The organism is Candidatus Kosakonia sp. 282A-S69 (assembly GCF_029433855.1).
Taxonomy (GTDB): Bacteria; Pseudomonadota; Gammaproteobacteria; order Enterobacterales; family Enterobacteriaceae; genus Kosakonia; species Kosakonia cowanii_A.
In genome coordinates, this window is record NZ_JAROAU010000003.1 from 1,613,911 (window position 1) to 1,637,498 (window position 23,588).

The 23,588-nt window shown below is 56.9% G+C and carries 21 protein-coding genes and 1 pseudogene; 10 read left to right on the forward strand and 12 right to left on the reverse strand.

The window, feature by feature from the left end; translation table 11 throughout:
• Window positions 1–3: 3 nt before the first annotated feature.
• On the forward strand, window positions 4–1,122 hold the full coding sequence (locus PU683_RS13320; RefSeq protein ID WP_023478640.1) for an S-(hydroxymethyl)glutathione dehydrogenase/class III alcohol dehydrogenase: 1,119 nt from the start codon (window positions 4–6) through the stop codon (window positions 1,120–1,122).
• A gap of 152 nt (window positions 1,123–1,274) precedes the next feature.
• On the forward strand, window positions 1,275–2,966 hold the full coding sequence (locus PU683_RS13325; protein ID WP_277172180.1) for a methyl-accepting chemotaxis protein: 1,692 nt from the start codon (window positions 1,275–1,277) through the stop codon (window positions 2,964–2,966).
• A gap of 79 nt (window positions 2,967–3,045) precedes the next feature.
• Here the strand turns inward: PU683_RS13325 and PU683_RS13330 are convergent, their stop codons facing one another.
• The 3 genes from PU683_RS13330 to PU683_RS13340 form a co-directional block, all read right to left on the reverse strand.
• On the reverse strand, window positions 3,046–4,014 hold the full coding sequence (locus PU683_RS13330) for a YiiG family protein (protein ID WP_277172182.1): 969 nt from the start codon (window positions 4,012–4,014) through the stop codon (window positions 3,046–3,048).
• A 213-nt stretch (window positions 4,015–4,227) separates the two neighbouring features.
• Window positions 4,228–4,911, reverse strand: a complete 684-nt coding sequence (locus PU683_RS13335) for a DUF2076 domain-containing protein (protein ID WP_277172183.1) — start codon at window positions 4,909–4,911, stop codon at window positions 4,228–4,230.
• A gap of 147 nt (window positions 4,912–5,058) precedes the next feature.
• On the reverse strand, window positions 5,059–5,982 hold the full coding sequence (locus PU683_RS13340) for a LysR substrate-binding domain-containing protein (protein WP_277172185.1): 924 nt from the start codon (window positions 5,980–5,982) through the stop codon (window positions 5,059–5,061).
• A 301-nt stretch (window positions 5,983–6,283) separates the two neighbouring features.
• Here PU683_RS13340 and hglS point away from each other — a divergent pair, with 301 nt between their 5' ends.
• The 5 genes and pseudogenes from hglS to rimL all read left to right on the forward strand — a co-directional run bounded on the left by hglS (window position 6,284) and on the right by rimL (window position 11,321).
• Entirely contained in the window at window positions 6,284–7,627 is a 1,344-nt protein-coding gene (hglS, locus tag PU683_RS13345) for a 2-oxoadipate dioxygenase/decarboxylase HglS (RefSeq protein WP_277172187.1), read from the forward strand.
• 89 nt (window positions 7,628–7,716) lie between these two features.
• Window positions 7,717–8,166 (forward strand): annotated as a pseudogene (locus PU683_RS22375) (anthrax toxin-like adenylyl cyclase domain-containing protein); the annotation flags it as partial.
• A gap of 288 nt (window positions 8,167–8,454) precedes the next feature.
• Complete coding sequence (locus PU683_RS22380; protein WP_346771068.1) at window positions 8,455–8,727, forward strand: DNA gyrase; 273 nt, start codon at window positions 8,455–8,457, stop codon at window positions 8,725–8,727.
• Between the two features lie 324 nt (window positions 8,728–9,051).
• Window positions 9,052–10,707, forward strand: coding sequence for a glucan biosynthesis protein D (locus PU683_RS13355; RefSeq protein WP_277172191.1), 1,656 nt, complete (start codon window positions 9,052–9,054; stop codon window positions 10,705–10,707).
• A 47-nt stretch (window positions 10,708–10,754) separates the two neighbouring features.
• On the forward strand, window positions 10,755–11,321 hold the full coding sequence (gene rimL, locus PU683_RS13360; RefSeq protein ID WP_277172192.1) for a 50S ribosomal protein L7/L12-serine acetyltransferase: 567 nt from the start codon (window positions 10,755–10,757) through the stop codon (window positions 11,319–11,321).
• A 3-nt stretch (window positions 11,322–11,324) separates the two neighbouring features.
• Here the strand turns inward: rimL and PU683_RS13365 are convergent, their stop codons facing one another.
• From PU683_RS13365 to ydcK, 5 genes are all read right to left on the reverse strand, one after another.
• Window positions 11,325–12,071 (reverse strand): anti-sigma factor family protein, encoded by a 747-nt coding sequence (locus PU683_RS13365; protein WP_277172194.1) that lies wholly within the window; start codon window positions 12,069–12,071, stop codon window positions 11,325–11,327.
• Complete coding sequence (locus PU683_RS13370) at window positions 12,068–12,562, reverse strand: RNA polymerase sigma factor (protein ID WP_277172196.1); 495 nt, start codon at window positions 12,560–12,562, stop codon at window positions 12,068–12,070. Before PU683_RS13370 ends, PU683_RS13365 begins: the two co-directional genes overlap by 4 nt.
• Window positions 12,559–13,098 carry a cytochrome b gene (locus tag PU683_RS13375; RefSeq protein ID WP_277172198.1) on the reverse strand — a complete coding sequence of 180 codons (540 nt, stop codon included), beginning with the start codon at window positions 13,096–13,098 and terminating at the stop codon, window positions 12,559–12,561. The genes PU683_RS13370 and PU683_RS13375 overlap by 4 nt, the downstream gene beginning before the upstream one ends.
• Window positions 13,098–14,141 carry a catalase family peroxidase gene (locus tag PU683_RS13380; RefSeq protein WP_277172200.1) on the reverse strand — a complete coding sequence of 348 codons (1,044 nt, stop codon included), beginning with the start codon at window positions 14,139–14,141 and terminating at the stop codon, window positions 13,098–13,100. Before PU683_RS13380 ends, PU683_RS13375 begins: the two co-directional genes overlap by 1 nt.
• A gap of 89 nt (window positions 14,142–14,230) precedes the next feature.
• On the reverse strand, window positions 14,231–15,211 hold the full coding sequence (gene ydcK, locus PU683_RS13385; RefSeq protein ID WP_277172202.1) for a YdcK family protein: 981 nt from the start codon (window positions 15,209–15,211) through the stop codon (window positions 14,231–14,233).
• A gap of 111 nt (window positions 15,212–15,322) precedes the next feature.
• Here ydcK and tehB point away from each other — a divergent pair, with 111 nt between their 5' ends.
• Window positions 15,323–15,919, forward strand: a complete 597-nt coding sequence (gene tehB / locus PU683_RS13390; protein WP_277172204.1) for a tellurite resistance methyltransferase TehB — start codon at window positions 15,323–15,325, stop codon at window positions 15,917–15,919.
• 32 nt (window positions 15,920–15,951) lie between these two features.
• On the opposite strand, the gene pepT is transcribed toward tehB, so the two are convergent.
• A complete protein-coding gene (gene pepT, locus PU683_RS13395) occupies window positions 15,952–17,181 on the reverse strand; it encodes a peptidase T (protein WP_277172205.1) in 1,230 nt (409 codons plus the stop codon).
• A gap of 106 nt (window positions 17,182–17,287) precedes the next feature.
• Between pepT and PU683_RS13400 the strand changes: the two genes are divergently transcribed.
• Window positions 17,288–18,883, forward strand: coding sequence for an ABC transporter substrate-binding protein (locus tag PU683_RS13400; RefSeq protein ID WP_277172207.1), 1,596 nt, complete (start codon window positions 17,288–17,290; stop codon window positions 18,881–18,883).
• 34 nt (window positions 18,884–18,917) lie between these two features.
• Here the strand turns inward: PU683_RS13400 and PU683_RS13405 are convergent, their stop codons facing one another.
• On the reverse strand, window positions 18,918–19,820 hold the full coding sequence (locus tag PU683_RS13405) for a DMT family transporter (RefSeq protein WP_277172209.1): 903 nt from the start codon (window positions 19,818–19,820) through the stop codon (window positions 18,918–18,920).
• A gap of 173 nt (window positions 19,821–19,993) precedes the next feature.
• On the opposite strand from PU683_RS13405, the gene PU683_RS13410 reads away from it, so the two are divergent.
• On the forward strand, window positions 19,994–20,869 hold the full coding sequence (locus PU683_RS13410) for a helix-turn-helix domain-containing protein (RefSeq protein ID WP_277172211.1): 876 nt from the start codon (window positions 19,994–19,996) through the stop codon (window positions 20,867–20,869).
• Here PU683_RS13410 and PU683_RS13415 read toward each other — a convergent pair.
• Window positions 20,866–22,275: a PhoPQ-activated protein PqaA family protein gene (locus PU683_RS13415; protein WP_277172213.1), complete on the reverse strand. Its 1,410-nt coding sequence runs from the start codon at window positions 22,273–22,275 to the stop codon at window positions 20,866–20,868. The two genes, PU683_RS13410 and PU683_RS13415, sit on opposite strands and share 4 nt — an antisense overlap.
• Before the next feature lie 123 nt (window positions 22,276–22,398).
• On the reverse strand, window positions 22,399–23,583 hold the full coding sequence (locus tag PU683_RS13420) for a benzoate/H(+) symporter BenE family transporter (protein WP_277172215.1): 1,185 nt from the start codon (window positions 23,581–23,583) through the stop codon (window positions 22,399–22,401).
• Window positions 23,584–23,588: the final 5 nt, after the last annotated feature.

Genomic DNA, 23,588 nt, shown 5'->3' on the forward strand with positions numbered 1-23,588 from the left:
GAGATGAAATCACGTGCAGCTGTAGCCTTCGGGCCAGGCCAACCCCTCAAGATTGTCGAGATCGACGTTGCGCCACCCAAAAAAGGGGAAGTGCTGGTACGCATTACGCACACGGGTGTTTGCCATACCGATGCCTTTACCCTCTCAGGCGACGATCCGGAAGGTGTTTTCCCGGCGGTGCTGGGCCACGAAGGTGGCGGTATTGTGGTGGAAGTGGGCGAGGGCGTAACCAGCCTTAAGCCGGGCGATCACGTCATTCCTCTCTACACCGCCGAGTGCGGCGAGTGCAAATTCTGTAAATCGGGCAAAACCAACCTCTGCCAGGCCGTGCGCGCCACACAAGGTAAAGGTCTGATGCCGGACGGCACCACCCGTTTCTCCTATAACGGCGAGCCGATTTATCACTATATGGGCACCAGCACCTTCAGCGAATATACCGTCTGCGCAGAGATCTCGCTGGCGAAAGTCAACGAGGAAGCGCCGCTGGATAAGGTCTGCCTGCTGGGCTGCGGCGTCACCACCGGGATTGGCGCGGTGCACAACACGGCGAAAGTGAAAGAGGGTGATACGGTCGCCATCTTTGGTCTCGGCGGGATTGGTCTTGCGGCCATTCAGGGCGCGGTACAGGCGAAAGCGGGCCGTATCCTGGCAATCGACACCAACCCGGACAAGTTCGCGCTGGCGAAAGAGATGGGTGCGACGGACTTTATCAACCCGAAAGATCACGATCGCCCGATTCAGGAAGTGATTGTTGAAATGACCGATGGCGGCGTCGACTACAGCTTTGAATGCATTGGCAACGTAAACGTCATGCGCGCCGCGCTTGAGTGCTGCCATAAAGGGTGGGGAGAAAGCGTGATTATCGGCGTGGCGGGCGCAGGTCAGGAGATCAGCACCCGTCCGTTCCAGCTGGTCACCGGCCGCGTATGGCGCGGTTCTGCTTTTGGCGGCGTCAAAGGCCGCAGCCAGTTGCCGGGTATGGTGGAAGATGCAATGGCGGGCAAAATCCGTCTCGATCCGTTTATCACCCACCGTCTGCCGCTGGATAAAATTAACGAAGCTTTCGATCTGATGCATGAAGGTAAATCGATCCGCACCGTTATCCATTTCGGCGAGAAGTAATCTCCCTTCGCGCTGGCGGGTCCTCCGCCGGCGCAACCAAACTCCAAATCTGTGACCGCCGTTGCGCTTTTCACCATAAGAAAAATCCAATTATTGCCGATGCCTATATATCATTCCTTTGTACTTAGCAGACTAATACGAGAGTCGACGCCATGGATAACAAAGCAGCAATGCAAAAAACACAAGGCATTGGTTTTATGCACAATATTCGATTGGTTCCCCTGTTTACCTTTATTCTTTCCGGCATTCTGGTGCTATTTGCCTTAAGTTCCGGGTTGGCGGGTTATTTCCTGATGCAGGCCGATCGCGACCAGCAGGATGTGACTCAGGAGATCCAGGTGCGCATGGGATTATCTAACAGCTCTAACAATCTTCGCGTCGCCCGGATTAAATTGATTCACGCGGGTGCGGCAAGCCGTATCGCCGAAATGGAGGATGTGAAAACCAACATCGCCGAGGCGGAAAAACGCATCAAGCAGTCGCAGGAAAACTTTAAACAATATATGGATCGCCCGGTGAAAACCGAGGCCGACCTGACGCTGGATAGCGATCTCACTGCGCGTTTCAATGCTTACATTGCCGGGCTGCAGCCGATGCTGAAATATGCCAAAAACGGCATGTTTGAAGCGATCATCAACCATGAAAGCGAGCAGGCGCGCCAGCTGGACGATGCCTACAATGCCGTGTTGTTGAAAGCGATTGAGATCCGCACCGAGCGTGCGCAGCGTCTGAAAGAGGAAGCCCACAGCCGCACGCAGCTTGGCCTGATCTTTATGGCCGCCGCGTTTGCTTTTGCGCTGGTGCTGACCATCATCACCTTTACCGTACTGCGTCGTGTGGTGATTAACCCGCTGCAGCGCGCCGCCCAGCGCATTTCACGCATCGCCTCTGGTGATCTGACGCTGCCGGACGAACCAACCGGGCGCAGTGAGATTGGGCGTCTTAGCCACGATCTGCAGGCCATGCAGCACTCTCTGGTCACCACCGTCGCCACCGTGCGTCAGGGGGCGGAAGAGATCTATCGCGGTACCAGCGAAATCTCCGCCGGTAACACCGATCTCTCTTCGCGTACCGAACAGCAAGCGGCAGCGATTGAAGAGACCGCTGCCAGCATGGAGCAGCTCACCGCAACCGTGAAGCAGAACGCAGACAACGCGCATCATGCCAGCGGCCTGGCGCGCGATGCTTCGGGTAAAGCGACGAAAGGCGGCCAGATTGTCTCCGGCGTCGTGCAGACCATGGGTAATATCACCAACAGTTCGCGCAAAATCTCTGAAATCACCGCCGTGATTAACAGCATCGCCTTCCAGACCAATATTCTGGCGCTCAACGCGGCGGTAGAAGCCGCGCGCGCCGGTGAACAGGGGCGCGGCTTTGCCGTTGTCGCCAGCGAAGTTCGTACCCTGGCGAGCCGCAGTGCCCAGGCCGCGAAAGAGATCGAAGCGTTGATCAGCGAGTCCGTAAGCTTAATTGAGCAGGGCTCCGGCGAAGTTGTCTCCGCCGGGGAGACGATGGATGAGATCGTCACCGCCGTTAAACGCGTCACCGATATTATGCTGGAGATTGCTGCCGCATCGGATGAGCAGAGCAAAGGCATTACTCAGGTAAGCCAGGCGATCACCGAAATGGATAATGTGACGCAGCAGAACGCCTCGCTGGTTGAGGAAGCGACGGCCGCAGCCACCTCGCTGGAGGAGCAGGCCGCACGTTTGACGCAGGCAGTCGGCGCATTCCGGCTAAACGGTGTGGAGGCGCAGCGCCAGAGCAGCGCGGCACCGACAGCAAAACCCTTTACCCCGCAGCGTCCGGCGCTGGCGAGCGGTGACAACTGGGAAACGTTCTGACGTTTAAATAAACGTTGAGATAAAAAAAGAGGCCGGATAATCCGGCCTCTTTTATTTTGTCGATTACGCAAACAGCAACTTAGCAGGTGCCGATGTTGATCGCGTTGATGACGTTGTTGTAATTCTGCATCAGATCGCGAACATCATTTTCCTGCGTGGACTGCATCATCTGGAACTGTTTAGGCTCTTTCGCCTCTTTTTCATAGGTGCCATCTTCAGTATGACCAATGACATCACGGCCGGTGGAGAGATAGGAGTTGGCGGTGAAGATCAGGCTTGAACACCCTTTTTTATTGCTTTCACGCATTTTGGCGTCATACGCAGTCAGCGCTTCGTTGAACTGATCGAGTGATTTCTTAAAGGCGTCTTTCTTATCACCTAAACCTTCGCCATTAATGAAGCCATTAGCGGCATCCATGCTCTCTTTCAGGTAGTAAATGGAGCCGATGCGGTAGTAGGCAGCAGTATCTTTCGGCGTTTTCTCGTATTCCGCTTTAATACGCTCGCGGTCTTTTTTATCGATGGCATTTAAGAAACCGGCCTGCGCAACAACCAGTTTTTCCATGGCGCTGATAAACTTCGGCTGCAGCTCGCGGCCTTTGGCACCGTTGTCGCTCTTATAGGTTTTGGCGTTAATGTAGTTATAGAGATCGCGGTTAACCGGTTCAGTCTCACCCAGCGCTTCGCTATAACGCGTGGCCGAGTCATCGAGATCTTTCATCGCCGGCTCCATCGCGTGTGCTTTATCTAACAGATCTTTCACGCGGGGGATGGTGGTGTCAGAGCCAGGGAAGAAGAGATCGTCCCGCGGCTTTTCACCGGTGAAAGCGGGAGCGATATATTTTTTATACTGCTCCAGTTGCTCACCAAACGAAGAGGAGGACATATTGGCCGCCTCAATATACGCATTATATTTGGTGATCTCAGCTTGCTCTGCCGAGCTTTGCGATGCCTGTTGCGGCTCTTCTGCTTTTTTATCGTCACACGCCGACAGCGCAAACACGCAGGCGGCAACTGCCAGCGATCGAGCAATTGTTTTTGCGAACATTCCCTTCTCCATATTCTGCATAGGATGGTTTTTTTGAACCCACCTGGTGTGAGTGCTGCGTAGCGTAGCATCAATATATGATGCACTTTGCGCAGACTACTGGATCTGGTAGGGATAAGGGATGTTCGCTCACAGATGATTATTTGAGGGAAGTGCCAGAAATTTATGGGCCGGATAACGAGATGCTATCCGGCGCAGGAAGGGATTTAAACGTTAGATAAAGCTGTCGTCATCGTTACCGAAATCGTCACTGCCAAAATCATCATTTTGATAGTCCCCAAAGCTGTCTGCCTGGTAGGGATCGTTGCCGTCGAGAAACTGCGTGTCAGAAGCGTTAGTGAACGCATCATTCTGCGTCACGTCGCTTGCGGCAGCTGCCGGTTCTTCGATGATATTCACGATCTCCTGTGGCTGTGAGTGGTGAAACATACTGGTCAGCATATCGGCGATCACCACACCGCCCGCAACGCCCGCCGCGGTTTGCAGGGCGCCCGCCATAAATCCGCCGCCGCGCGATGCGGTGGGCGCTGGCGAGGCATACTGCTGGGGTTGCTGTTGCTGCACAGGTGGCGCCCCCCAGTTTTGCGCAGGCTGAGGGTTCTGGGTTTTGTTGCCGCCAAACAGGCCGCTGAGGAAGCTGCCACCGCCGCTGGCAGGCTGCTGGCTCTGCTGCTGCGCCAGCTGATTTTCCAGCTCCTGCACGCGCGCCTGCATGCGTTTTAACGCCGCTTCCTGGATTAGCATCGATTGCGCCATATAGTAGGGTGCCGCCGGCTGCTGTCGGACCAGTTCGGTGATCTGGTGCTCGGCCTGCGCATCGCGCTGGCCGTTCTGTTGTTCAGCCTGTTTCAGGCGCTGAAAAAGCCCATTGATAAGCTGCTGTTCATCATATTGCATAACAATGATCTTCCTCTTGCTGTAGTCGATACCTTTGAGTCTATCAGCGCCTTTCGCTGCCGTCCTCACGCTGAAATGTTTGTTTAAGATTGGTTGCAGGTAAAGGTAAACAAGCCTCTTCCACAGCAGGTGTAAAGCATTTAACCATCAGTCCGGTAGCGTTTTACGGATATAGCTGATTAAGGTGAGCGCCGCCGGTGAGAGCGGGGCGTCGACGCGGGTGATGATGCCAATCGGATCGCCGATGCCCAGCGGTGGAATGGGGAGCGCCACCAGTGAGCCGAGGCGCAGATCGTCTTTCACTGCGCCAGAGGGCACAAACCAGACGTAGTCATATTCGACGGTTAACTGCCGCGAAAGGGAGGCCGAGAGGGTTTCAATACAGCCCGTCGGCAGAGCGCAGTTCTGGCTGGCGAGCAGCTCCTCGGCGTTCTGTCGGGGCACTGTGCCCTGCGGCAGCACGACCACCGGCCACTCCAGCACCCGGCTCAAGGTGACGGTGCTCTGCAACAGTGGATGACGTGGACGCACCACCAGTTTAAGCGACTCCAGAAACAGCAGCTCATAGTGTAAGCCGCACATCAGATCCGGATCGGACATGCGCCCGATGCCGATATCCAGCTCGCCAGTCTTCAGCCCCGCCAGCAGCATCGGGTTATTGGCAGTCGCCACCTGAATGGTGATATCAGGCTGCTGCTTGTGCAGCTGGCCAATCACCGCCGGTAAAATCCCCAGCGCCGCCGTAGGCAGCGCGCCAACGCGAATCAATTCGCAGTTTTTCTCTTCCTGATCGCTTAGCGACTGCCCGGCAATATTGACCGCATCCAGTACCCGCACCGCGTGGCTTAAAAACTGCTCGCCAACGTGAGTAAGCTGCGCGCCCATCCGTCCACGCTCAAACAGCCGCTTGCCGGTAAGCTGTTCAAGTTCATTTAAGGTCTTTGAGAGGGCAGGCTGGCTCAGATTGAGGGTTTCGGCAGCGCGCCCCAATGTTCCTTGTTGCGCGACCGCGACGAAAGTATGCAGGTGGCGCAGTCGGATGCGCTGTGAAAAGAGAGCGTTTTTTTCCATAAGATAATGTTAAAACCGAGTGGCGAAGGTGGCTCGCAGATTTATTTAATTTTGATAACCAGTTTGCAAAATATTATTAACATCCAATCCTTTTGAGTTACAAACACATTCTGCCCGCAATGTGACGAAACCAGCATGTTTCCAGGGTTTTGTTCGCGCTACGTTCCATAATCTTTTGTTATGCTCGATTGCGCGCGGCAGAAGCGCGTTTTTTGCCACGATCACACTTTGTAAATTTCCCCGCACGGGGACGGGTAGCCTTCTCTACACTCCAGAGATAACAGCGTGGAGAGAGAAGACTATGACGTACAGCATCACGGCAGATGAGATCAGGGAACAATTTTCGCAGGCGATGTCGGCCATGTACCAGCAGGAAGTCCCGCAATATGGCACCTTGCTGGAGCTTGTGGCTGATGTAAACCTGGCTGTACTGGAGCACAATCCACGTCTTCACGAACAGCTGGTGAATGCCGATGAGCTTGCCAGGCTGAACGTCGAGCGCCACGGCGCGATCCGCGTCGGCAGCGCGGAGGAGTTGTCTACCCTGCGGCGCATGTTTGCCATTATGGGGATGTTCCCGGTCAGCTATTACGACCTCTCCCAGGCGGGCGTGCCGGTTCACTCCACCGCTTTTCGCCCGATTGACGATGAGGCGCTATCACGCAATCCGTTCCGCATTTTCACCTCGCTGTTACGGCTGGAGCTGATTGAAAATGAGGCCCTTCGTGACCGGGCGGCAGCGATCCTGGCGAAGCGCGACATCTTCACGCCCGCCTGTCGGCAACTGATTGAAGTGCATGAACTGAACGGCGGCTTTACTGCCCAGCAGGCGCAGCTGTTTGTTAAAGAGGCGCTGGAGACATTTCGCTGGCATCGTCATGCAACTGTCGATGAAAAAACCTATCAGGCGCTGCATTACGAGCATCGCTTGATTGCCGATGTGGTCTGTTTCCCCGGCTGTCATATCAACCACTTAACCCCACGCACGCTGGATATTGACCGGGTGCAGGCGCTCATGCCGGAGTATGGTATTGAGCCAAAAATCTTGATTGAAGGGCCGCCGCGCCGAGAAGTCCCGATTCTGCTGCGTCAGACCAGTTTTAAAGCGCTTGATGAGCCGGTGATGTTCAGCGGTGAGCATCACGGCACGCACACGGCGCGCTTTGGCGAGATCGAGCAGCGCGGCGTCGCCCTGACGCCGAAAGGGCGCGAGCTTTATGACCGGCTGCTGAACAGCGCCGGGACGGGCAAAGATAATCTCACGCATCAGCTCCATTTGCAGGAGGTGTTCAAAGCCTTTCCCGACAGCGAGATGCTGCTGCGTAAACAGGGGCTGGCCTGGTTCCGCTATCGCCTGACACCCACCGGAGAGGCGCACCGCCAGGCGATTCGCCCCGGTGACGATCCGCAGCCGCTGATTGAGCGCGGCTGGGTAGTGGCGCAGCCCATCATCTATGAGGACTTTCTCCCCGTCAGCGCCGCCGGGATTTTCCAGTCCAATCTCGGCAATGCCACCCAGGCGCGCAGCCACGGTAACGCCAGCCAGCAGCAGTTTGAAGCCGCGCTCGGTTGCCCGGTGCTTGACGAGTTTGCCCTCTATCAACAGGCGGAAGAGCGCAGCAAAAGACGGTGTGGGCTGCTTTAACAGTGAAAAGTTAGCATTGCTGCTCGCGTAAACACTATGATTAAAAATCAACCCACTCCTGTTATGCGGGGTAACGTATGTTTGCGTACATGGCAAAAAAGACTCTGAACACTCAGCGTTCAGAGGGCGTTAATGAGGAGCAAGGGAGTGAATTAAGTCACACAACACCTGGCAGGCATACAACCACAGCGGATTTACTCTATGCCGATGCGTTTAAGCGTGTGGCGAGGAGATACAATGTGGTGCTGGGGATCAGAATGCCCAACCCTTTGGGGAGGACGCTATTAAATGAAGGTTATCCTTCAAAAAATTTCCACATGAAAGCGAAATCAAGTCAAACCGGGCCGACTGCGGGGTTTATTACAGAAGACCCGATTTATTCCAAGATTTCGCCGTCGTCTTACCCTAAACAGAGTGACTATATAGCCTCTGCGGTGAAAAAAGGCGCTGCCGCCATTGATTTAAGAATCAGCAAAGAGCGCATTAAGGAGCTCATCAGCAGCGGCCACTTAATGGATACCGGAAATGGTCACTATTACGCTGAATATCCCAGTGGCCGCCAACAGTTTATTATCAATGACGAGGGTGAGGTATTTGATGAAAAATTCAACCCTGTACGGGTGATGACTAACCCACCTGAATCCGGCAGTCATTATGCTGACCCAAGGCCCATCACCGCTGATTATGATCTATTTTCCATCATCCCCAGTGTGAACCAATCCGTTAATATCAGACCGCTAACCGCATCACCGAAACTTTTGCGGGGAAACTTTAAGCATGCGTTCCTGAAACCGCGAGGCTTACCCGGCCAGAGTGAGGATGTCAATATGGGCAACTTGCATTTCTTTGGTATGACAATTATTCAGGCCTTAAACAAAGAGATTGCCGCAGAGGGATATAAGGGGGGAAAACTGGTCTGGCATAATGATGAGACGGGCAATCCTTTCAGCCCTGGTTTTGATATTGCTGACAGACCGCTATTTATTCATCCTGCCGGGTACCTCATTCAGGTTCACTCGAAGGCCGAGTTGCTGGATTTCTATGCACAACTTAGACGAGAAAATTATGCGCCTGAATATAGCCCGGTTTTTGGCTTCTAATCTCACGCCCCGCTAAGGCATAACGACCCTGTTACGCCCCGTTTACCTGCGATAGCCACAGCCTGCGATAAAACTGATTAGGGTCAGTTGACTGCCGTGTGGCTGAGAGACCGCAGCCTTAGCGGTGAACAGATCTTTACATACTTTTCAGGCTGCTCCTAAAGCCTGGGAAAATTTCGTGATTTGCTCAGATAATCAGCGGCCAACAATTGGATTCTCAATGAATTTTGTCTAGAGTGGTGCCTTCATCAGCCATACGCTTTTGCCGCTGTTTCGCGACATCGCGAAATGCCATTTTACGACCAGAAGGACGTGTTACCAGGCATGAACCGCAGACGATTTATTCAAGCATCCATGGCCCTCGCGGCAACTTACGGCACCACTGGCGTTGCCTCGCTCTTTTCACGAGCAGCCTCTGCAGCGCAGACCGATATCGCCGATGGTCAAAGCCGCCGTTTCGACTTCTCCGTGCTGCAATCTATGGCGCACGATCTGGCCGAACAGCCATGGGGAGGCGCGCCGAAAGCGCTGCCGCCGACGCTGGCTAACCTGACGCCGCAAGCCTATAACAGCATTCAGTATGATGCGCAGCACTCCTTATGGAATAACGTTGAAGGCCGCCAGCTCGATGTGCAGTTCTTTCACGTCGGCATGGGTTTTCGCCGCCGCGTGCGTATGTTCTCGCTGGATCAGGCGACCCATCAGGCGCGTGAAATTCACTTCCGCCCGGAGCTGTTCAACTACCACGACGCAGGTGTCGACACCAAACAGCTTGAAGGGCAGAGCGATCTCGGCTTTGCCGGCTTCCGCGCCTTCAAAGCCCCGGAGCTGGCGCGCCGCGATGTCGTCTCGTTCCTCGGCGCAAGCTATTTCCGCGCGGTAGATGACACCTTCCAGTACGGTCTCTCCGCGCGCGGGGTGGCAATTGATACCTTTACCGACACGCCGGAAGAGTTCCCGGACTTTACCGCCTTCTGGTTCGAAACCGCGAAGCCGGGCGACACCACCTTTACCGTCTATGCGCTGCTCGACAGCGCCAGCCTGACCGGTGCCTATAAATTCGTCATCCACTGCGAGAAGAGCCAGGTGATCATGGAGGTGGATAACCGCCTCTATGCCCGTAAGGCGATTAAGCAGCTTGGTATTGCGCCGATGACCAGCATGTTTAGCTGTGGCAATAACGAACGCCGCGTCTGCGACACCATTCACCCGCAGATCCACGACTCCGATCGTCTGGCGATGTGGCGCGGCAACGGGGAGTGGATCTGCCGTCCGCTGAATAACCCGCAGAAGCTGCAATTCAATGCTTTCCAGGATGAGAACCCAAAAGGCTTCGGCCTGCTGCAGCTCGACCGCGATTTCAGCCACTATCAGGATGTCATGGGCTGGTACAACAAACGCCCGAGCCTGTGGGTGGAGCCGCGCAATAAGTGGGGCAAAGGCGCAGTCAGCCTGATGGAGATCCCCACCACCGGCGAAACGCTGGATAACGTGGTCTGCTTCTGGCAGCCGGAAAAAGCGATCAAAGCCGGCGACGAGCTGGCCTTTGAGTATCGCCTCTACTGGAGCGCGCAGCCGCCGGTGCGCTCACCGCTGGCAAACGTCTATGCGACGCGGACCGGCATGGGCGGGTTCCCGGAAGGCTGGGCGCCGGGCGAGCACTATCCGGAGAAGTGGGCGCGTCGTTTCGCCATCGATTTTGTCGGCGGCGATCTGAAAGCTGCTGCACCGAAGGGGATCGAGCCGGTTATTACGCTGTCGAACGGGGAGGCGAAACAGGTCGAAATCCTTTATGTCGAGCCGTTTGACGGCTATCGCATCCAGTTCGACTGGTATCCGACCAACGCCTCGACCGACCCGGTAGAGATGCGTATGTTCCTGCGCTGCCAGGGGGAGGCGATCAGCGAAACCTGGCTCTATCAATACTTCCCGCCCGCGCCGGAGAAGCGAAATTACGTCGACGACCGCATCATGCGCTAAGCTTTTTAATCGCCCCCGAATGGGGGCGATGTTTTTCAGGAGGAGTGATGTTACCGGAACCGACTTGCCCGGATGCGGTGATTAAGGTTGACGAGCAGATCACGCTCGAAATGATTGATGAGTGCTTTGTTCACGATCTTCACCAGTTAATTGTTAAAAACCGCGACAGCTTACAGCGCTATCTCGACTGGCCGCAGTATGTCACATCCATTGACGCCACCCGTAAAACAGCCCAGAGCAACCGGCTGTTGCATCAGCGCGGGTACGCGAAGATGTTCTTGATCCTGCGCGATCACGTGCTGGTCGGCGTTCTCTCTCTCAACGCTATCGAACCGACCAACAAAGCGGCCTACATCGGCTACTGGCTGGATGAAGCGGCGCAGGGGCAGGGGATTTTATCCCGCGCGATGCAGGCGATGATGCGCTTCTACGTCCAGCGCGGCGATATCCGCCGCTTTGTCATCAAATGCCGGGTCGCCAACGAGGCCAGTAACCGCGTCGCAGAGCGTAACGGTTTTACCCTTGAAGGCTGCCAGCGAGAGGCGGAATTTCTCAATGGCCGCTTCGATGACCAGAATATCTGGGGCAAAATCGTCACGCCTGATGCCGGGTAGGCCTCAGCTGGTCGCCTGCGCAACCGCTTTTCGCAGCCCGTTTACCGCCGGGGCGTTTAGCGGCGTAACCAGCGCGTAGTTATAATGGCCGTCGCTCCAGTATTGCGCCATCACATCCTCAGCCTTACGCTCACCGTAGGGTAATTTCCCCGGGCTTAAGGGGCGGATATACCAGCCAACCCGCGTGCCGCGCGGGTCCTGATACATAATCAGCGCAGCCGGACCCTGCGCCGTGGCGACAAGCCGGGCGCCGACCAGCGTAAAGCCATACTGCTCCAGATTGGGCGGCTGGTTGCCGTTGATAAAGTAGCGCCCGACCCAGTGGGTCAGCTCCGTTTGTTGCGTCGTCGCCATATCCATCGGGGTAATGGCGCTATTATCAAACAGCTTGTAGGCCTGCACCGCATCTTCCATCGGCGCATGCGCCAGCACCATCTGTGACGCTTTCATCTGCCAGCCGGTAAAACCGCCGACGCCAAGCGCCATCACCAGCGCGAAAGCCGTTGCCAGCTTCCACTGCCGCAACTGGCGCTGCTGGCGGCGCAGCGCGCGGGGTTCCGGCATCTCAAGCGTAACGGTGTGGCGATCCATTGACTGGCGCAGGCGCTGCGCATCCTGTCGCCAGCCTGCAACCTCACGGGCGGCCTGTGGGTTCTGCGCCAGATAGTGTTCGATGCGCGCCGAGGTTGCCTCGTCGGTCTCGCCATCAAGCCAGGCGTGCAGATCGTGTTCATCCGGTGGCAACGTCATTTCAATCTCCTTAACGCTAACGGCGTTGGCTGACCTTCCAGCTTTTCATGCAGCATTTTTCGTGCCCGTGACAGGCGTGACATCACCGTGCCGGGGGGAATGCCAAGGGTTTGCGCCACCTCTTTATAACTCAGCCCCTCCACGCTCACCAGCAGCAGCACCGCGCGATACTCCGTCGGCAGTGCGGCAAAGAGTGTGAGCGTATCATCGGCGATAGCCAGCGACTCAGTGGTAAAAGCGGTGGGCTCTTCGCCGGTGAAAAAGGTGAGCACTTTCAGGTAGCGTTTGCGCCGCCGTTCGCCATCGACAAACTGACGATAGAGAATGGTAAAGAGCCAGGCGCGCAGGCTCTGCTCGCTATCACGCCGCCGCGTCAGGGCTTTCGCCAGGCAACTTTGCACAAGATCTTCCGCGGTGTGTGGATTCCGCGCCAGCCACAAGGCAAAGCGGTAGAGATGCGGCATCACCTCGCGGATTTCATCATCGTTCATCGTCTGCGGCTTCCCGACATGCTCTCAAACACCCCATCGCGCAGCACCAGCGCATGCAGCAGCGCGGCGGCGAGGTGCGCCATTACGGTGACAAACAGCGCCAGCGCCACTACAGAGTGCAACGGACGCAGCAGCGCATACGCGTCATTATTCACCGGCACAATCGGCGGCAGCACAAATCCGCCGCCCAGCGTCACCGGATAACCGGCCGCCGAGAGCATCGCCCAGCCAATCAGCGGTTGCGCCAGCATCATCGCATAGAGTGCCCAGTGAGACAGATGCGCCATCGCGCGCTGCCAGACCGGCAACGAGGCAGGCAACGGCGGCGTGGCGGTATAGAAACGTAACCACAAACGCACCAGCGCCAGCACGAGGATCATTAAACCCAGCGGTTTATGGAGGGTCAGCAGCAAGCTGTGCAGCGAGGAGACCGTCGAGACCATCACGATGCCGATGAACAGCATCACAATTATCGCGGCGGCCATCAGCCAGTGAACCGCGCGCAGCAGCGGGTGGAAATAAGCAACCTGTTTCATCAGTGGGCTCCGGCTTGTTCGCGGGTGCGAAGATTGTAGGATTTGGCGTACGCGGATGAGCGGGCGTTCAGCAGCGGGTCGTTCGAGGCGGCAATGCCGTCCGGCAGGATGAGCGGATCGTAATTGATGTCATTGCAATCCCCTTGCGCCTGCGCAACGGCGCGGTTCAGCACCAGCGTGCCGGCATTGATGGTCTGCCGCTCGGCAGGCCAGGCCCGTGAGGCATCGCTGCCATCATCCTGCGCGCGGGCGACGGTAATGACCATATCCCACTTTAGCGGTGCCCGGTCCAGGCGCTGATGCAGATCGCGCTGCAAAAAGTTTTTATCCTGCTTCTGCTCTGTACGAATGGGTTGCCAGGGCGTCTGCGGCACCATGCTCCAGCGAACCAGATGCTCGTTGCCTGCTTTATCGATCATGCGAAAGGCATTGAGACTGTTAAAGCGGTCGCTGGCCCAACTGCTGGAGGGCACGTTCGCTTTTGCCCACGCGAGAAAGGGCGCGGCTTCCGGGTGCTTCTCAAGAAAGAATTTTACCTTTGCCGGGTCGGGTTTTCCGCTGGCTGGATCGGGGCGCGTCGCCACCTGCATATCAAAAAAACCGGCTACGCTGCGTACCGGAAAAAAGGGCATCGCGTTCATGCCGGTGCGCCACTGCTCGCCGTCCGGAAGTGTAAAAGCCAGCGCCAGGCTGCGCACCGGCACCGCGTAATCCGGCGCGGCGGGGTTACCGCCCGCAATGGCAAAACGGCCAATCACCGGCGTGCTTCCCGGCGCAAAGAGCGCGGCGCGCGAAAGCGTGCTGGCTTTGCCGCTGGAGATAAATTCGCCGTTCACGCAGATCCCTTTAGCGTGGTTGCGGCGAAAACCGGGGTGCTCACCGCCAGACTGCTGTAACACATTAACGAGTTTGTCCGGGGTGAGGCGTTCGGGTGTCAGCCAGCCGCCCCCCCAGAGAAACAGCAGCATAACCAGAAGCGGCACCAGGCCAACCAGCGCGAGGCGCACCGTCAGCTGCATGGAGGTAAAAGGGGTCTTGTTCATTATTCGCTCATCCTGCTCATTGGGAGCAGATAAGACGAAGGGCGCGGCGGTTTATTCCCGGCGGATGAAAATAAATTTATGCCGGCCCATCAGAGCGAGCCGACCAGCGGGGTGCGGGTAATGTGCTGCTCGCCGTTGACCACTTTCGGTCCGCGCAGCAGCAGGCTCTCATCCTCTGCGGCGATAATCACAGCATTATCGGCGATCGCCACCTCGTGGGCGATGATCACACTCCCTTCAATGCGCGCATTGCCCTGAATCACTACCTTTTCATCGAGCTGTAACGGCCCGCCGCGCAGCTGCGCATGGCCGCCAACCAATACGTGATGTTTCAGCACGCAGTTGCCCTCAACGCGCGCATTTTCCGCCACCTGCGCGCTGTAGCGAAGGGTAGGGATTTCATCCTCCTGCCGCCCGGCAATCACCCTGGCGTGACCGTAGACTTTGGCGCAGTCGCACACCCAGACATCATTGATCTCATTCCCGTCGAGCAGGGCGAAATCGAACACCTCAGCGCGGTGCTCAATAAAGGCGTAATTGACGATGGCATCGCCATAAATTTGCGCCTGATGAACCACGCGCGAATGGCTGACCGTCGCGCGATCGTAAATTTGCAGCACCTGTTCATGCTCCTGGGTTAACCCGCGCGCGGCGATGATGTCGCAACCGCTGAGAATACGCGCCTCACCGCGCAGCCGACAGACACCGCGCACGGTGGAAGAACGCACCGTGACGTTGTCACTTAAAATCGCACCGTGGCTTAATTCACACTCATCCACCCAGGCGTTATCGCCGATCTCGACATTGAGGCAGATGATGCAGGGCCGCGTAATACGCGCACTGCCCCGGATGCGGCACCCCGCAAACACCATGCTGTTTTGATCGTAGATCCAGCAATCCCCCTGCTGATCGAGCACCTGCTCATCATCAACCCAGCCGCCCGCGCTGCCGGCGGTGACATCATTAAAATCGCGCAGGGCGATAATCTGGCGCAGCGCGACGCTCTTTTTCTCGCCGCCAAGTGCGTAGCTGAAGAGGCGCGTCTCATCACTGAGGCGGTATTTGCTCATGCTTATCTTCTCCGGATGTCATCATTTAACCGTAGCAAAAATTCGCGCGCTGGCTATCAACGGGTGAAATTCATAAAATGCATTCAAAATACCCATTAAAGGCTGTGAATAATGACTATGCGTGATGAGAACTACTTTACTGAAAAATATGGTATGACCCCGACGCACTCGGAAGTGCTGAACGCGATGAACTACATTACGCCGGGCAAGGCGCTCGATCTCGGCTGCGGTAACGGGCGCAACAGCCTCTACCTGGCGAACAGAGGCTTTGAGGTAACGGCATGGGATAAAAACCCCAATAGTCTGAGCAATCTGCAACGCATCCGCGAAGCGGAAGGGCTGAATAACCTGCATATCGACAGCGTTGATTTAAACAGCCTGAGCTTCGAGGGGGAATATAACTTTATTCTCTCAACCGTGGTGATGATGTTTCTGGAAGCGAAAACCATTCCGGGGCTGATTGCCAATATGCAGCGCTGCACCAGACCGGGCGGCCATAACCTGATTGTCGCGGCGATGGATACCGCTGATTTTCCCTGCAACGTCGGCTTTCCGTTTGCGTTCAAAGAGGGCGAACTGCGCGGCTACTACGCAGGCTGGGAGCTGTTGAAATATAACGAAGAGGTGGGGGAGCTGCACCGCACCGATGAGCAGGGCAACCGCATCAAACTGCGCTTCGCCACGCTGCTGGCGCGTAAATTACCGTGATAAAAAGCAGCCCGTTACCGGGCTGCATCATCTTAACGGGCCGCCAGCAGGCAGAGCTGCAATGCCACGTTGTAGGAGGCTTCAAACGCGCGCAGGGGTAAAAACTCAAAGCGCGAGTGGAAGTTGTGCGCGCCGGTAAAGAAGTTTGGTGTTAACAAGCCCTTAGCCGAAAGCGCCGCACCGTCCGTACCGCCGCGCATCGGCGTCGGTTTCGGCGTGATGCCGAGCCTCTCCATCGCCTCGAACAGCAGATCGATGGCACGGCGGTCTTCACCAATCGCATTACTGATATTGCTGTAGATATCGCTGACGCGGTACGCCACTTTTGCCGTCGGGTATTGCGCGGCAATCATCTCAGCGACTTCACCAATCTGCGCTTTGCGGCGGGCAAAACGTTCTTTATCAAAATCGCGAATGCTGGCGGTCAGGCTGGCGTGCCCCTGAACCGCTTCCATGCCGTTAAACCAGATATAGCCTTCCCGGCCCTCTGTATTTTCCGGCGTCTGCTGGCGGTCAAAATGGCTGATGTAATCCATTGCCATCAGCAGCGGGTTAACCAGCACGCCTTTGGCCGACATCGGGTGCGCGGTGACGCCGGTAAAGTCGATCTGCGCGCTGGCAGCATTAAAGTTCTCGTAAACAATCTCGCCCAGCTCGCAGCAGTCGATTGTCCATGCGAAATCGACCGCAAAACGCGCCAGATCCAGCGCCTTCGCACCGCGCAGCCCCACCTCTTCATCGGGAACAAAGGCTACCACAATATCGCCATGACGCTGTGCGGCCGTCAGGTTCTCCAGCAGCGTCATCACCACCGTTACGGCGGCTTTATTATCCGCACCGAGCACGCTGGTGCCGTCGCTGAAAATAATCTCTTCGCCGGGATAAGAAAGGATCTCCGGATGCTCCTGCACGCGCAGCCAGATAGCCTCTCTGGCATTCAGACAGAGATCTTCACCCTCAAAACGCAGGATCTGCGGATGAATATGCGGTGACAAACCGACATCAACGGTATCGATATGGGTGATAAACCCGATGCGCGGCGCGCCATCAACATTGCCTTTTTTCACCGCCGTAACGGTGGCGCGATCGTCGATAACAATCTCGTCAAGACCGAGAGATTTCAACTCGTTGGCCAGCTCACGAGCCATATCAAACTGGCCGGGCGTAGTGGGAAGGGTGGTGGCATTTGCGTCGCTCTGGCTGGTGATACTCAGGTAGCGAAAGAAGCGCTGCGTTAATTGACTGGCTAGCGGCGAGGGCATAGTGATTCCTTCTTTATTCGTATTATCAGGTGTTTGCAATTTCACTTTAATGTTATTTATGAGCAGGCAAACAACAAGCATTAAAAATAAAACAACAGGAAACACTATGATTAGCAAACCGACAACACTTGCTCTGGCGTTGACCACGTTGATAGTCACTTCTTCTGTGGCGGCGAAAACACTGGTTTATTGCTCCGAAGGCTCACCGGAAAACTTCAACCCGCAGCTTTACACCTCCGGCACCAGCGTCGATGCCAGCGCGGTTCCGGTCTATAACCGGCTGGTCGATTTTAAAGCCGGCACCACCGAGTTACAGCCGAGCCTGGCCGAGCGCTGGGAGGTCAGTGAAGATGGCAAGGTCTACACCTTTCATCTGCGCAAAAACGTGAAATTTCAGAGCAATAAATACTTTAAGCCAACGCGGGACTTTAATGCTGACGATGTGATTTTCTCGTTTATGCGGCAAAAAGATGCGAAAAACCCCTATCACAACGTCTCTAACGGCACTTACTCCAACTTTGAAAGCCTCGAATTTGGCTCCCTGATTACCGCCATCGATAAAGTGGACGATCACACGGTGCGCTTTACGCTGGCGCACCCGGAAGCGCCGTTTGTCGCCGATCTCGCCTGGTACTTCGCCTCGATTCTCTCTGCCGAATATGCCGATGCGATGTTAAAAGCCGGCACACCGCAGCGCGTCGACAGCGATCCGGTCGGCACCGGGCCGTTCCGCCTGGCGCAGTACCAGAAAGACTCCCGTATCCTCTTCACCGCCTTTGACGATTACTGGCAGGGGCGTTCGAAAATCGACCGTCTGGTGTTCAGCATCACGCCGGATGCCTCGGTGCGTGTAGCGAAGCTGGAGAAAAATGAGTGTCAGGTGATGCCGTTCCCCAATCCTGCCGATCTGCCGCGTCTGAAAGAGAACAAAGAGATTACGCTGATGAGCAAAGCGGGGCTGAATACCGGCTTCCTCGCGTTTAACACGCAAAAAGCGCCGCTGGATAATGTGAAAGTGCGCCAGGCGCTGGCGATGGCGATCAACAAACCGGCAATCATCAAAGCCGTCTTCCAGGGTACCGGCACGGCGGCGAAGAACCTGCTCCCGCCCGGCGTCTGGAGTGCGGACAGCGAGCTGAAAGATTACGACTACGACCCGGAAAAAGCGAAGGCGCTGCTGAAGGAGGCGGGGCTGCCGCCGGGCACCACCATCGATCTGTGGGCGATGCCGGTGCAGCGCCCCTATAATCCGAACGCCAAGCGCATGGCAGAAATGATTCAGGCAGACTGGGCAAAAGTGGGTGTGCAGGCGAAAGTGGTCACCTATGAGTGGGGCGAATACCTCAAGCGGGTGAAGAGTGGCGAACACCAGGCGGCGTTAATGGGCTGGACCACCGCCACCGGCGACCCGGATAACTTCTTCGGCCCGCTCTTTACCTGCACCGCTGCCAACGGCGGCTCTAACTCGGCGAAGTGGTGCAACGAATCGTTCGATCGGCTGATTGCCGAGGCGAAGGCAACGACCGATCACGACAAACGCGTCGCACTTTACAAACAGGCGCAGCAGATGATGCATGACCAGATGCCGGCGGTAATGATTGCCCACTCGACAATTTTCGAGCCGGTGCGCAAAGAGGTGCAGGGCTATGAGGTCGACCCGTTTGGCAAACACCTCTTCTGGCAGGTGGATCTGAAAAAGTAAGCGCTTTGCCGCCTGTCCCGCAGGCGGCATTTTCTCAACAGAGTGACGGTTTACGCCGCTCAAACCACCTCTTTGGGCGGGTAAACATCACCAGGTTGCCCGTCAGGATAAGCCCCAGCCCCAGTACACCCTGCGCATGCCACTGGTATCCCTCATAGAAGGTTGAAACGGTCAGCGCCACCAGGGGAAAAATCAGCGTGCTGTAAGCCGCTTTTCCGGGCCCGATGCGACCAACCAGCGTGAAGTAGGCGCCAAAACCAATCACCGAGCCAAACAGGGCAAGGTAGACCAGCGCGCCAAGATAGCTGACGCTCCACAGCGGCGTAAAATCGTCGCCGCGCAGCAGCGCAACCGAGCCCATAATCAGCGTGCCGTAGAACATCGCCCAGCTGTTGGTGGTGGCGATCTCAAGCCCGCTGCGCTGATGGCGCAGGCTGATCATATTGCCAAACGAAAAGCCGAGCGTGCCAAGCGCCGATAGCGCAACCCCCAATAACACGTTGCTGCTCCAGCCGCTGGTCACCAAATCTTGCCAGAAGAGCGTGATGATGCCGGCCAGCCCCATCAGTGCGGCGGCAAAAAAGCGCGCAGGTGGCCTCTGCCCGAAGAAGAGGAAACTGTTCACCGCGTTAAACAGCACCGCCATAGAGAAAATCACCGACTCCAGCCCGGTATTAATCCACGCCGCGGCGGTGTAAAAGCACCAGAAGTTGAAGCCAAAGACGCAGGCGCCCTGCAACAGGCAGAAGAGGTGATCGCGCCGCGACAGGGCGCGCAGTTTGCGCCGCGCCAGCAATACCAGCATCATCACCGCAGTCGCCAGCGCAAAGCGCCAGAAGATCGACACCGGTGCCGCCACCGGCCCCTGCTGCAGAAAAATAGCAATCCACGTTGTGCCCCAAATCACCACCACCAGACCATAAAGTAATGCGTTCATATCGCTTCCTGTTCGCTTTTATGAACCGCCATTGTCGTCTGGCGCGGCGTCCCTGGCTTGCACACGCTTGCGGGCAACTTGCATATTCTTGCGCTTTTCTTTACACAAGGCTGGCTTCTGCGATTCGCTCTTCATAGACTGGGGATCTGGTTGAGAAATGATAAGTGCCGCAAATGCCTGATACCTATGACGCCTTTGAAAACCTGCGCAAACACAACGCCGTACTGCATAACTCGGTGGCGCTGCACGACGGGATTCAGCTGGCGGCCTGGTCTAACAAACGCGACACCATCACGCAGTATTGCAACCACCACACCCTCAGTCTTTACATTGCCGACGGTTATGAGAGCTACCACAAAACGGCCTCTGGCTGGAAAAACGGCGGCGGGCCGGATCGTTTCTGTTTAATGCCAAAAGAGAGTGAATCGGTGTGGGATATTCGCGACAACCTCGCCTTTGTTCACCTCTACTGCACCGATGAGCATCTGCGCGAGGTGGGGGAGAAGGTGTGGGATCGCAGCCCGGCAGCTTTTACCCTCGATGAAAAGACATTTTCCCAGGATGCACGCATCACCGCGCTCTATCGCCAGTTTTTACTCGGCTGCGACTGGCAGCAAAACGCCAACCAGCTGACGCTCAGCACCGCGTCGACGCTGTTGCTGACGCACCTGGTTCAGCACTACACCAATGTGCAGTGGCAGCTGCCGACGGTAACCGGCGGCCTGGCACCCGTCGCGCTGCGCAATGTGCTGGAGTATATCGAAGCGCATCTTGGCGAGCCCCTGCTGCTCTGCGATCTCGCCGCGCAGGTGCCGCTCAGCGAGTACCACTTCGCGCGGATGTTTCGCCACTCCATGGGCGTGGCCCCGCACCAGTTTGTGATGCAGCGCCGTATGGCGCGTGCGAAAGCGCTGCTGCTGAGCAGTAATCAGTCGTTAACCGATATCGCGCTGGCCTGCGGTTTCAACTCCGCAAGCCACTTTAGCAACCGCTTTAAAGCGGCGAAGGGGATCACGCCTTCGCAGCTGCGCGCGACGCGCAACGGTTAATTCGCCTTCGACGGCTCCGGGGTAAAACCGCGCCCAGGCAGCGTGCGGCAGGCCCCGCCTTGCGAAGAGGGTGCCGCCTCCGGGTAGCGCTCATCCGGCGTGATATAGGCCTGGCTTGTCGCCACAAAGCCATCGCTGAAGGTTGCTTCCACAAATGTCGCCTGCCACCCCTGTTCCGGCTCCGTCAGCGCCACGCTCAGCATATTGCCTGACATCGCGGGCGGTGGGGAGGCTTCATAACGTACACCGCAGACATAACGAAAATCCCGGGCAAGCGGGTTGTTGGCGCGCCAGACGACCACTTTCTCCGGCTGCTCGGAGAAGTGGAGTCGCAGGTGATTGTTATCCTGGCGGCGCTCGGTGATGGCGGGCAGGGCTTTACGCGCCTGGAAGCGGTTAACGAAAGCGATCAACGCCGGCTCGGCGACGGAAAGAGCCGCCTCATGGGACGCGTTAGCGACGATGCGCAGCGACTTCTCACCTGGTAAGCGCGGGTAGTAGAAGCGGCTGTTGTCCGGGGTGTAAAAATCATCCCCGCTGGCATTAATCACATACTTCTTCATTTTCAGCCGCTCGCCCGCTTTGCTGGATAAATAGGCCACAGGATCGAGTACGCGCATCAGCCGGGCAAAAGCATCGGTGGCGATCTGCAGGTCGATCTGCTGACGATAGTAGGGGTAAAACGCAACCGGCCAGTTGTTGCCGTAGGAGCGATAGATATGATCCAGCGCGGCGCGGGTGTTCAGCATATCGACGGCAAACGGCACCACGGCGATCACATCCGGGTCGGCGATCGCCGCAAGCCACGCCGCCCAGCCACGCTTTGATGCGCCGGTGACGATGAACTTCCCGATTTTCTGTGGCGAAAGCTCCCGTTTTACCAGCCTGAATGCCTGAGATACCGATGCAGACATCGGGATCTGCAATGGCGCATCGCCACTCTCCATGAAGCGTTTCCAGCTGTAGGCTACGCTGTCATCTTCTGTCAGCGGCGTAGAGTGGCCCTGATAATGCAGCGGCTGATTCGGGACATTGCTGACCGACACCACCACGGTGTGGGTGGCAAGGGCAATGCGCGCCAGCGATGCTTCGTTGAAACAGGTCGTTCTGCCGGCATCGTTATTCACCACCATCAGCGCAACCGTGGGTTTGGCGGCACCGGGAAGGTAGATATCCACCCGGTGCTCCCAGCGTGCCGGGTGTACCCCATCCTGCGGGGACCAGTTTTGCGAATGGAGCACATAGCGCTGCAGCTTTACGCCGGGCATTTCGCGGGTGTCCAGCCGCACATAATTGATCGGATGTGCGGCGAGTGACAGACGATAATCAGTAAGGGTATCGGCGAGCGACGACGGATGCAGGGCCGCAAGCGCGAACATAAAAAACAGGTAAGTGGCAGTTTTCACCAAAAGACTCCTTTCAATCATTCGATACAGATCCGCTGTAGAGTGAAGTCATTTCATAACTAAATGGAATGACTCTGTACGAATTATGATCAGGAGTGGATAAAAAGTCACCTGTTTCGTTGCTCAGGCGTAACGCCCCCGGCTGAAGGCAAAATAGCAGAGACCGCCGAAAACCAGCCCCCAGAAGGCAGACCCCAGCCCGAGCAGGGTGACGCCGCTGGCGGTGACTAAAAAAGTAACGATTGCCGCATCGCGTTCGCGTGGGGCATTCAGCGCCTGGTGCAGACTGCCGCTGATGGCCCCAAGCAGCGCAAGCCCCGCCAGCATCTGTAATCCGCTTGTGGGCAGCGCCGCCAGCACGCTGGTGATCGAGCCACCAAACAGCCCGGCCAGCAGATAGAACAGACCAGCGGCCGCGGCGGCTAACCAGCGTTTGCTGGCATCAGGATGCGCATCCGGGCTTTGGCAAATTGCCGCGGTAATGGCAGCAATCGACACCGAAAAGACGCCAAACGGCGCGAGCAGCAGCGCCAGTGCGCCGATAAAGATCATCACCGGCGACACCGCAGGCGTATACCCTGCGGCCTGCATCGTGGCGAACCCGGGCGCATTCTGCGATGCCATGGTGACCAGAAAAAAGGGCAGGCCGATGCTGACCAGCGACGCCCAGTGAAACACCGGCGCGGTAAACTGCGGCGCAACGGGGGCGAGGCTGATGGCCTGTGGCGTGACGTCCCCGCTCAGCCAGGCGATCAGTGCGCCTGTCAGCAGCGTAGCGACAATCGCGTAGCGCGGCGCAATCGCTCTGCTGGCCCACCACGCCAGCAGCATCGAGCCGCCGAGCAGCACATCCCCCTGAAGGTGCGAAAACGCCTGCAAACCAAAACGCAGCAGGATACCTGCCAGCATCGCGGCGGCCAGCGTCGGTGGAATAATCTTCATCAGGCGGGCAAACAGGCCGGTCACGCCGCAGAGCACAATCAGCCCATTAGCAAAGATGAAGATGCCAACCGCTTCATTAAGTGAAACGCCCTGCAAACTGGTTGCCAGCAGCGCCGCCCCCGGCGTCGACCACGCGGTTAACACCGGCATGCGATACCAGACGCTCAGCACCAGCGTGCTGACACCCATTGCCACGCCGAGGGCGGTCATCCAGCCAGCGATCTGCGCAGGGGTTGCTCCCGCAGCGGAGGCGGCCTGCCAGATGATTGCCGCAGAGCTGGCATAGCCGACCAGCACGGCGACAAATCCCGCCAGCACGCTGTTAACAGGAAGATAAGATGAGAAGGAGAGTGTGACCGGGCGCATGAAGG

Coding starts and splice junctions, on each gene's coding strand:
- PU683_RS13320 (WP_023478640.1), top strand. CDS start 4: ATGAAATCACGTGCAGCTGTAGCCTTCGGGCCAGGCCAACCCCTCAAG.
- PU683_RS13325 (WP_277172180.1), top strand. CDS start 1,275: ATGGATAACAAAGCAGCAATGCAAAAAACACAAGGCATTGGTTTTATG.
- PU683_RS13330 (WP_277172182.1), bottom strand. CDS start 4,014: ATGTTCGCAAAAACAATTGCTCGATCGCTGGCAGTTGCCGCCTGCGTG.
- PU683_RS13335 (WP_277172183.1), bottom strand. CDS start 4,911: ATGCAATATGATGAACAGCAGCTTATCAATGGGCTTTTTCAGCGCCTG.
- PU683_RS13340 (WP_277172185.1), bottom strand. CDS start 5,982: ATGGAAAAAAACGCTCTCTTTTCACAGCGCATCCGACTGCGCCACCTG.
- hglS (WP_277172187.1), top strand. CDS start 6,284: ATGACGTACAGCATCACGGCAGATGAGATCAGGGAACAATTTTCGCAG.
- PU683_RS22380 (WP_346771068.1), top strand. CDS start 8,455: ATGGGCAACTTGCATTTCTTTGGTATGACAATTATTCAGGCCTTAAAC.
- PU683_RS13355 (WP_277172191.1), top strand. CDS start 9,052: ATGAACCGCAGACGATTTATTCAAGCATCCATGGCCCTCGCGGCAACT.
- rimL (WP_277172192.1), top strand. CDS start 10,755: ATGTTACCGGAACCGACTTGCCCGGATGCGGTGATTAAGGTTGACGAG.
- PU683_RS13365 (WP_277172194.1), bottom strand. CDS start 12,071: ATGACGTTGCCACCGGATGAACACGATCTGCACGCCTGGCTTGATGGC.
- PU683_RS13370 (WP_277172196.1), bottom strand. CDS start 12,562: ATGAACGATGATGAAATCCGCGAGGTGATGCCGCATCTCTACCGCTTT.
- PU683_RS13375 (WP_277172198.1), bottom strand. CDS start 13,098: ATGAAACAGGTTGCTTATTTCCACCCGCTGCTGCGCGCGGTTCACTGG.
- PU683_RS13380 (WP_277172200.1), bottom strand. CDS start 14,141: ATGAACAAGACCCCTTTTACCTCCATGCAGCTGACGGTGCGCCTCGCG.
- ydcK (WP_277172202.1), bottom strand. CDS start 15,211: ATGAGCAAATACCGCCTCAGTGATGAGACGCGCCTCTTCAGCTACGCA.
- tehB (WP_277172204.1), top strand. CDS start 15,323: ATGACTATGCGTGATGAGAACTACTTTACTGAAAAATATGGTATGACC.
- pepT (WP_277172205.1), bottom strand. CDS start 17,181: ATGCCCTCGCCGCTAGCCAGTCAATTAACGCAGCGCTTCTTTCGCTAC.
- PU683_RS13400 (WP_277172207.1), top strand. CDS start 17,288: ATGATTAGCAAACCGACAACACTTGCTCTGGCGTTGACCACGTTGATA.
- PU683_RS13405 (WP_277172209.1), bottom strand. CDS start 19,820: ATGAACGCATTACTTTATGGTCTGGTGGTGGTGATTTGGGGCACAACG.
- PU683_RS13410 (WP_277172211.1), top strand. CDS start 19,994: ATGCCTGATACCTATGACGCCTTTGAAAACCTGCGCAAACACAACGCC.
- PU683_RS13420 (WP_277172215.1), bottom strand. CDS start 23,583: ATGCGCCCGGTCACACTCTCCTTCTCATCTTATCTTCCTGTTAACAGC.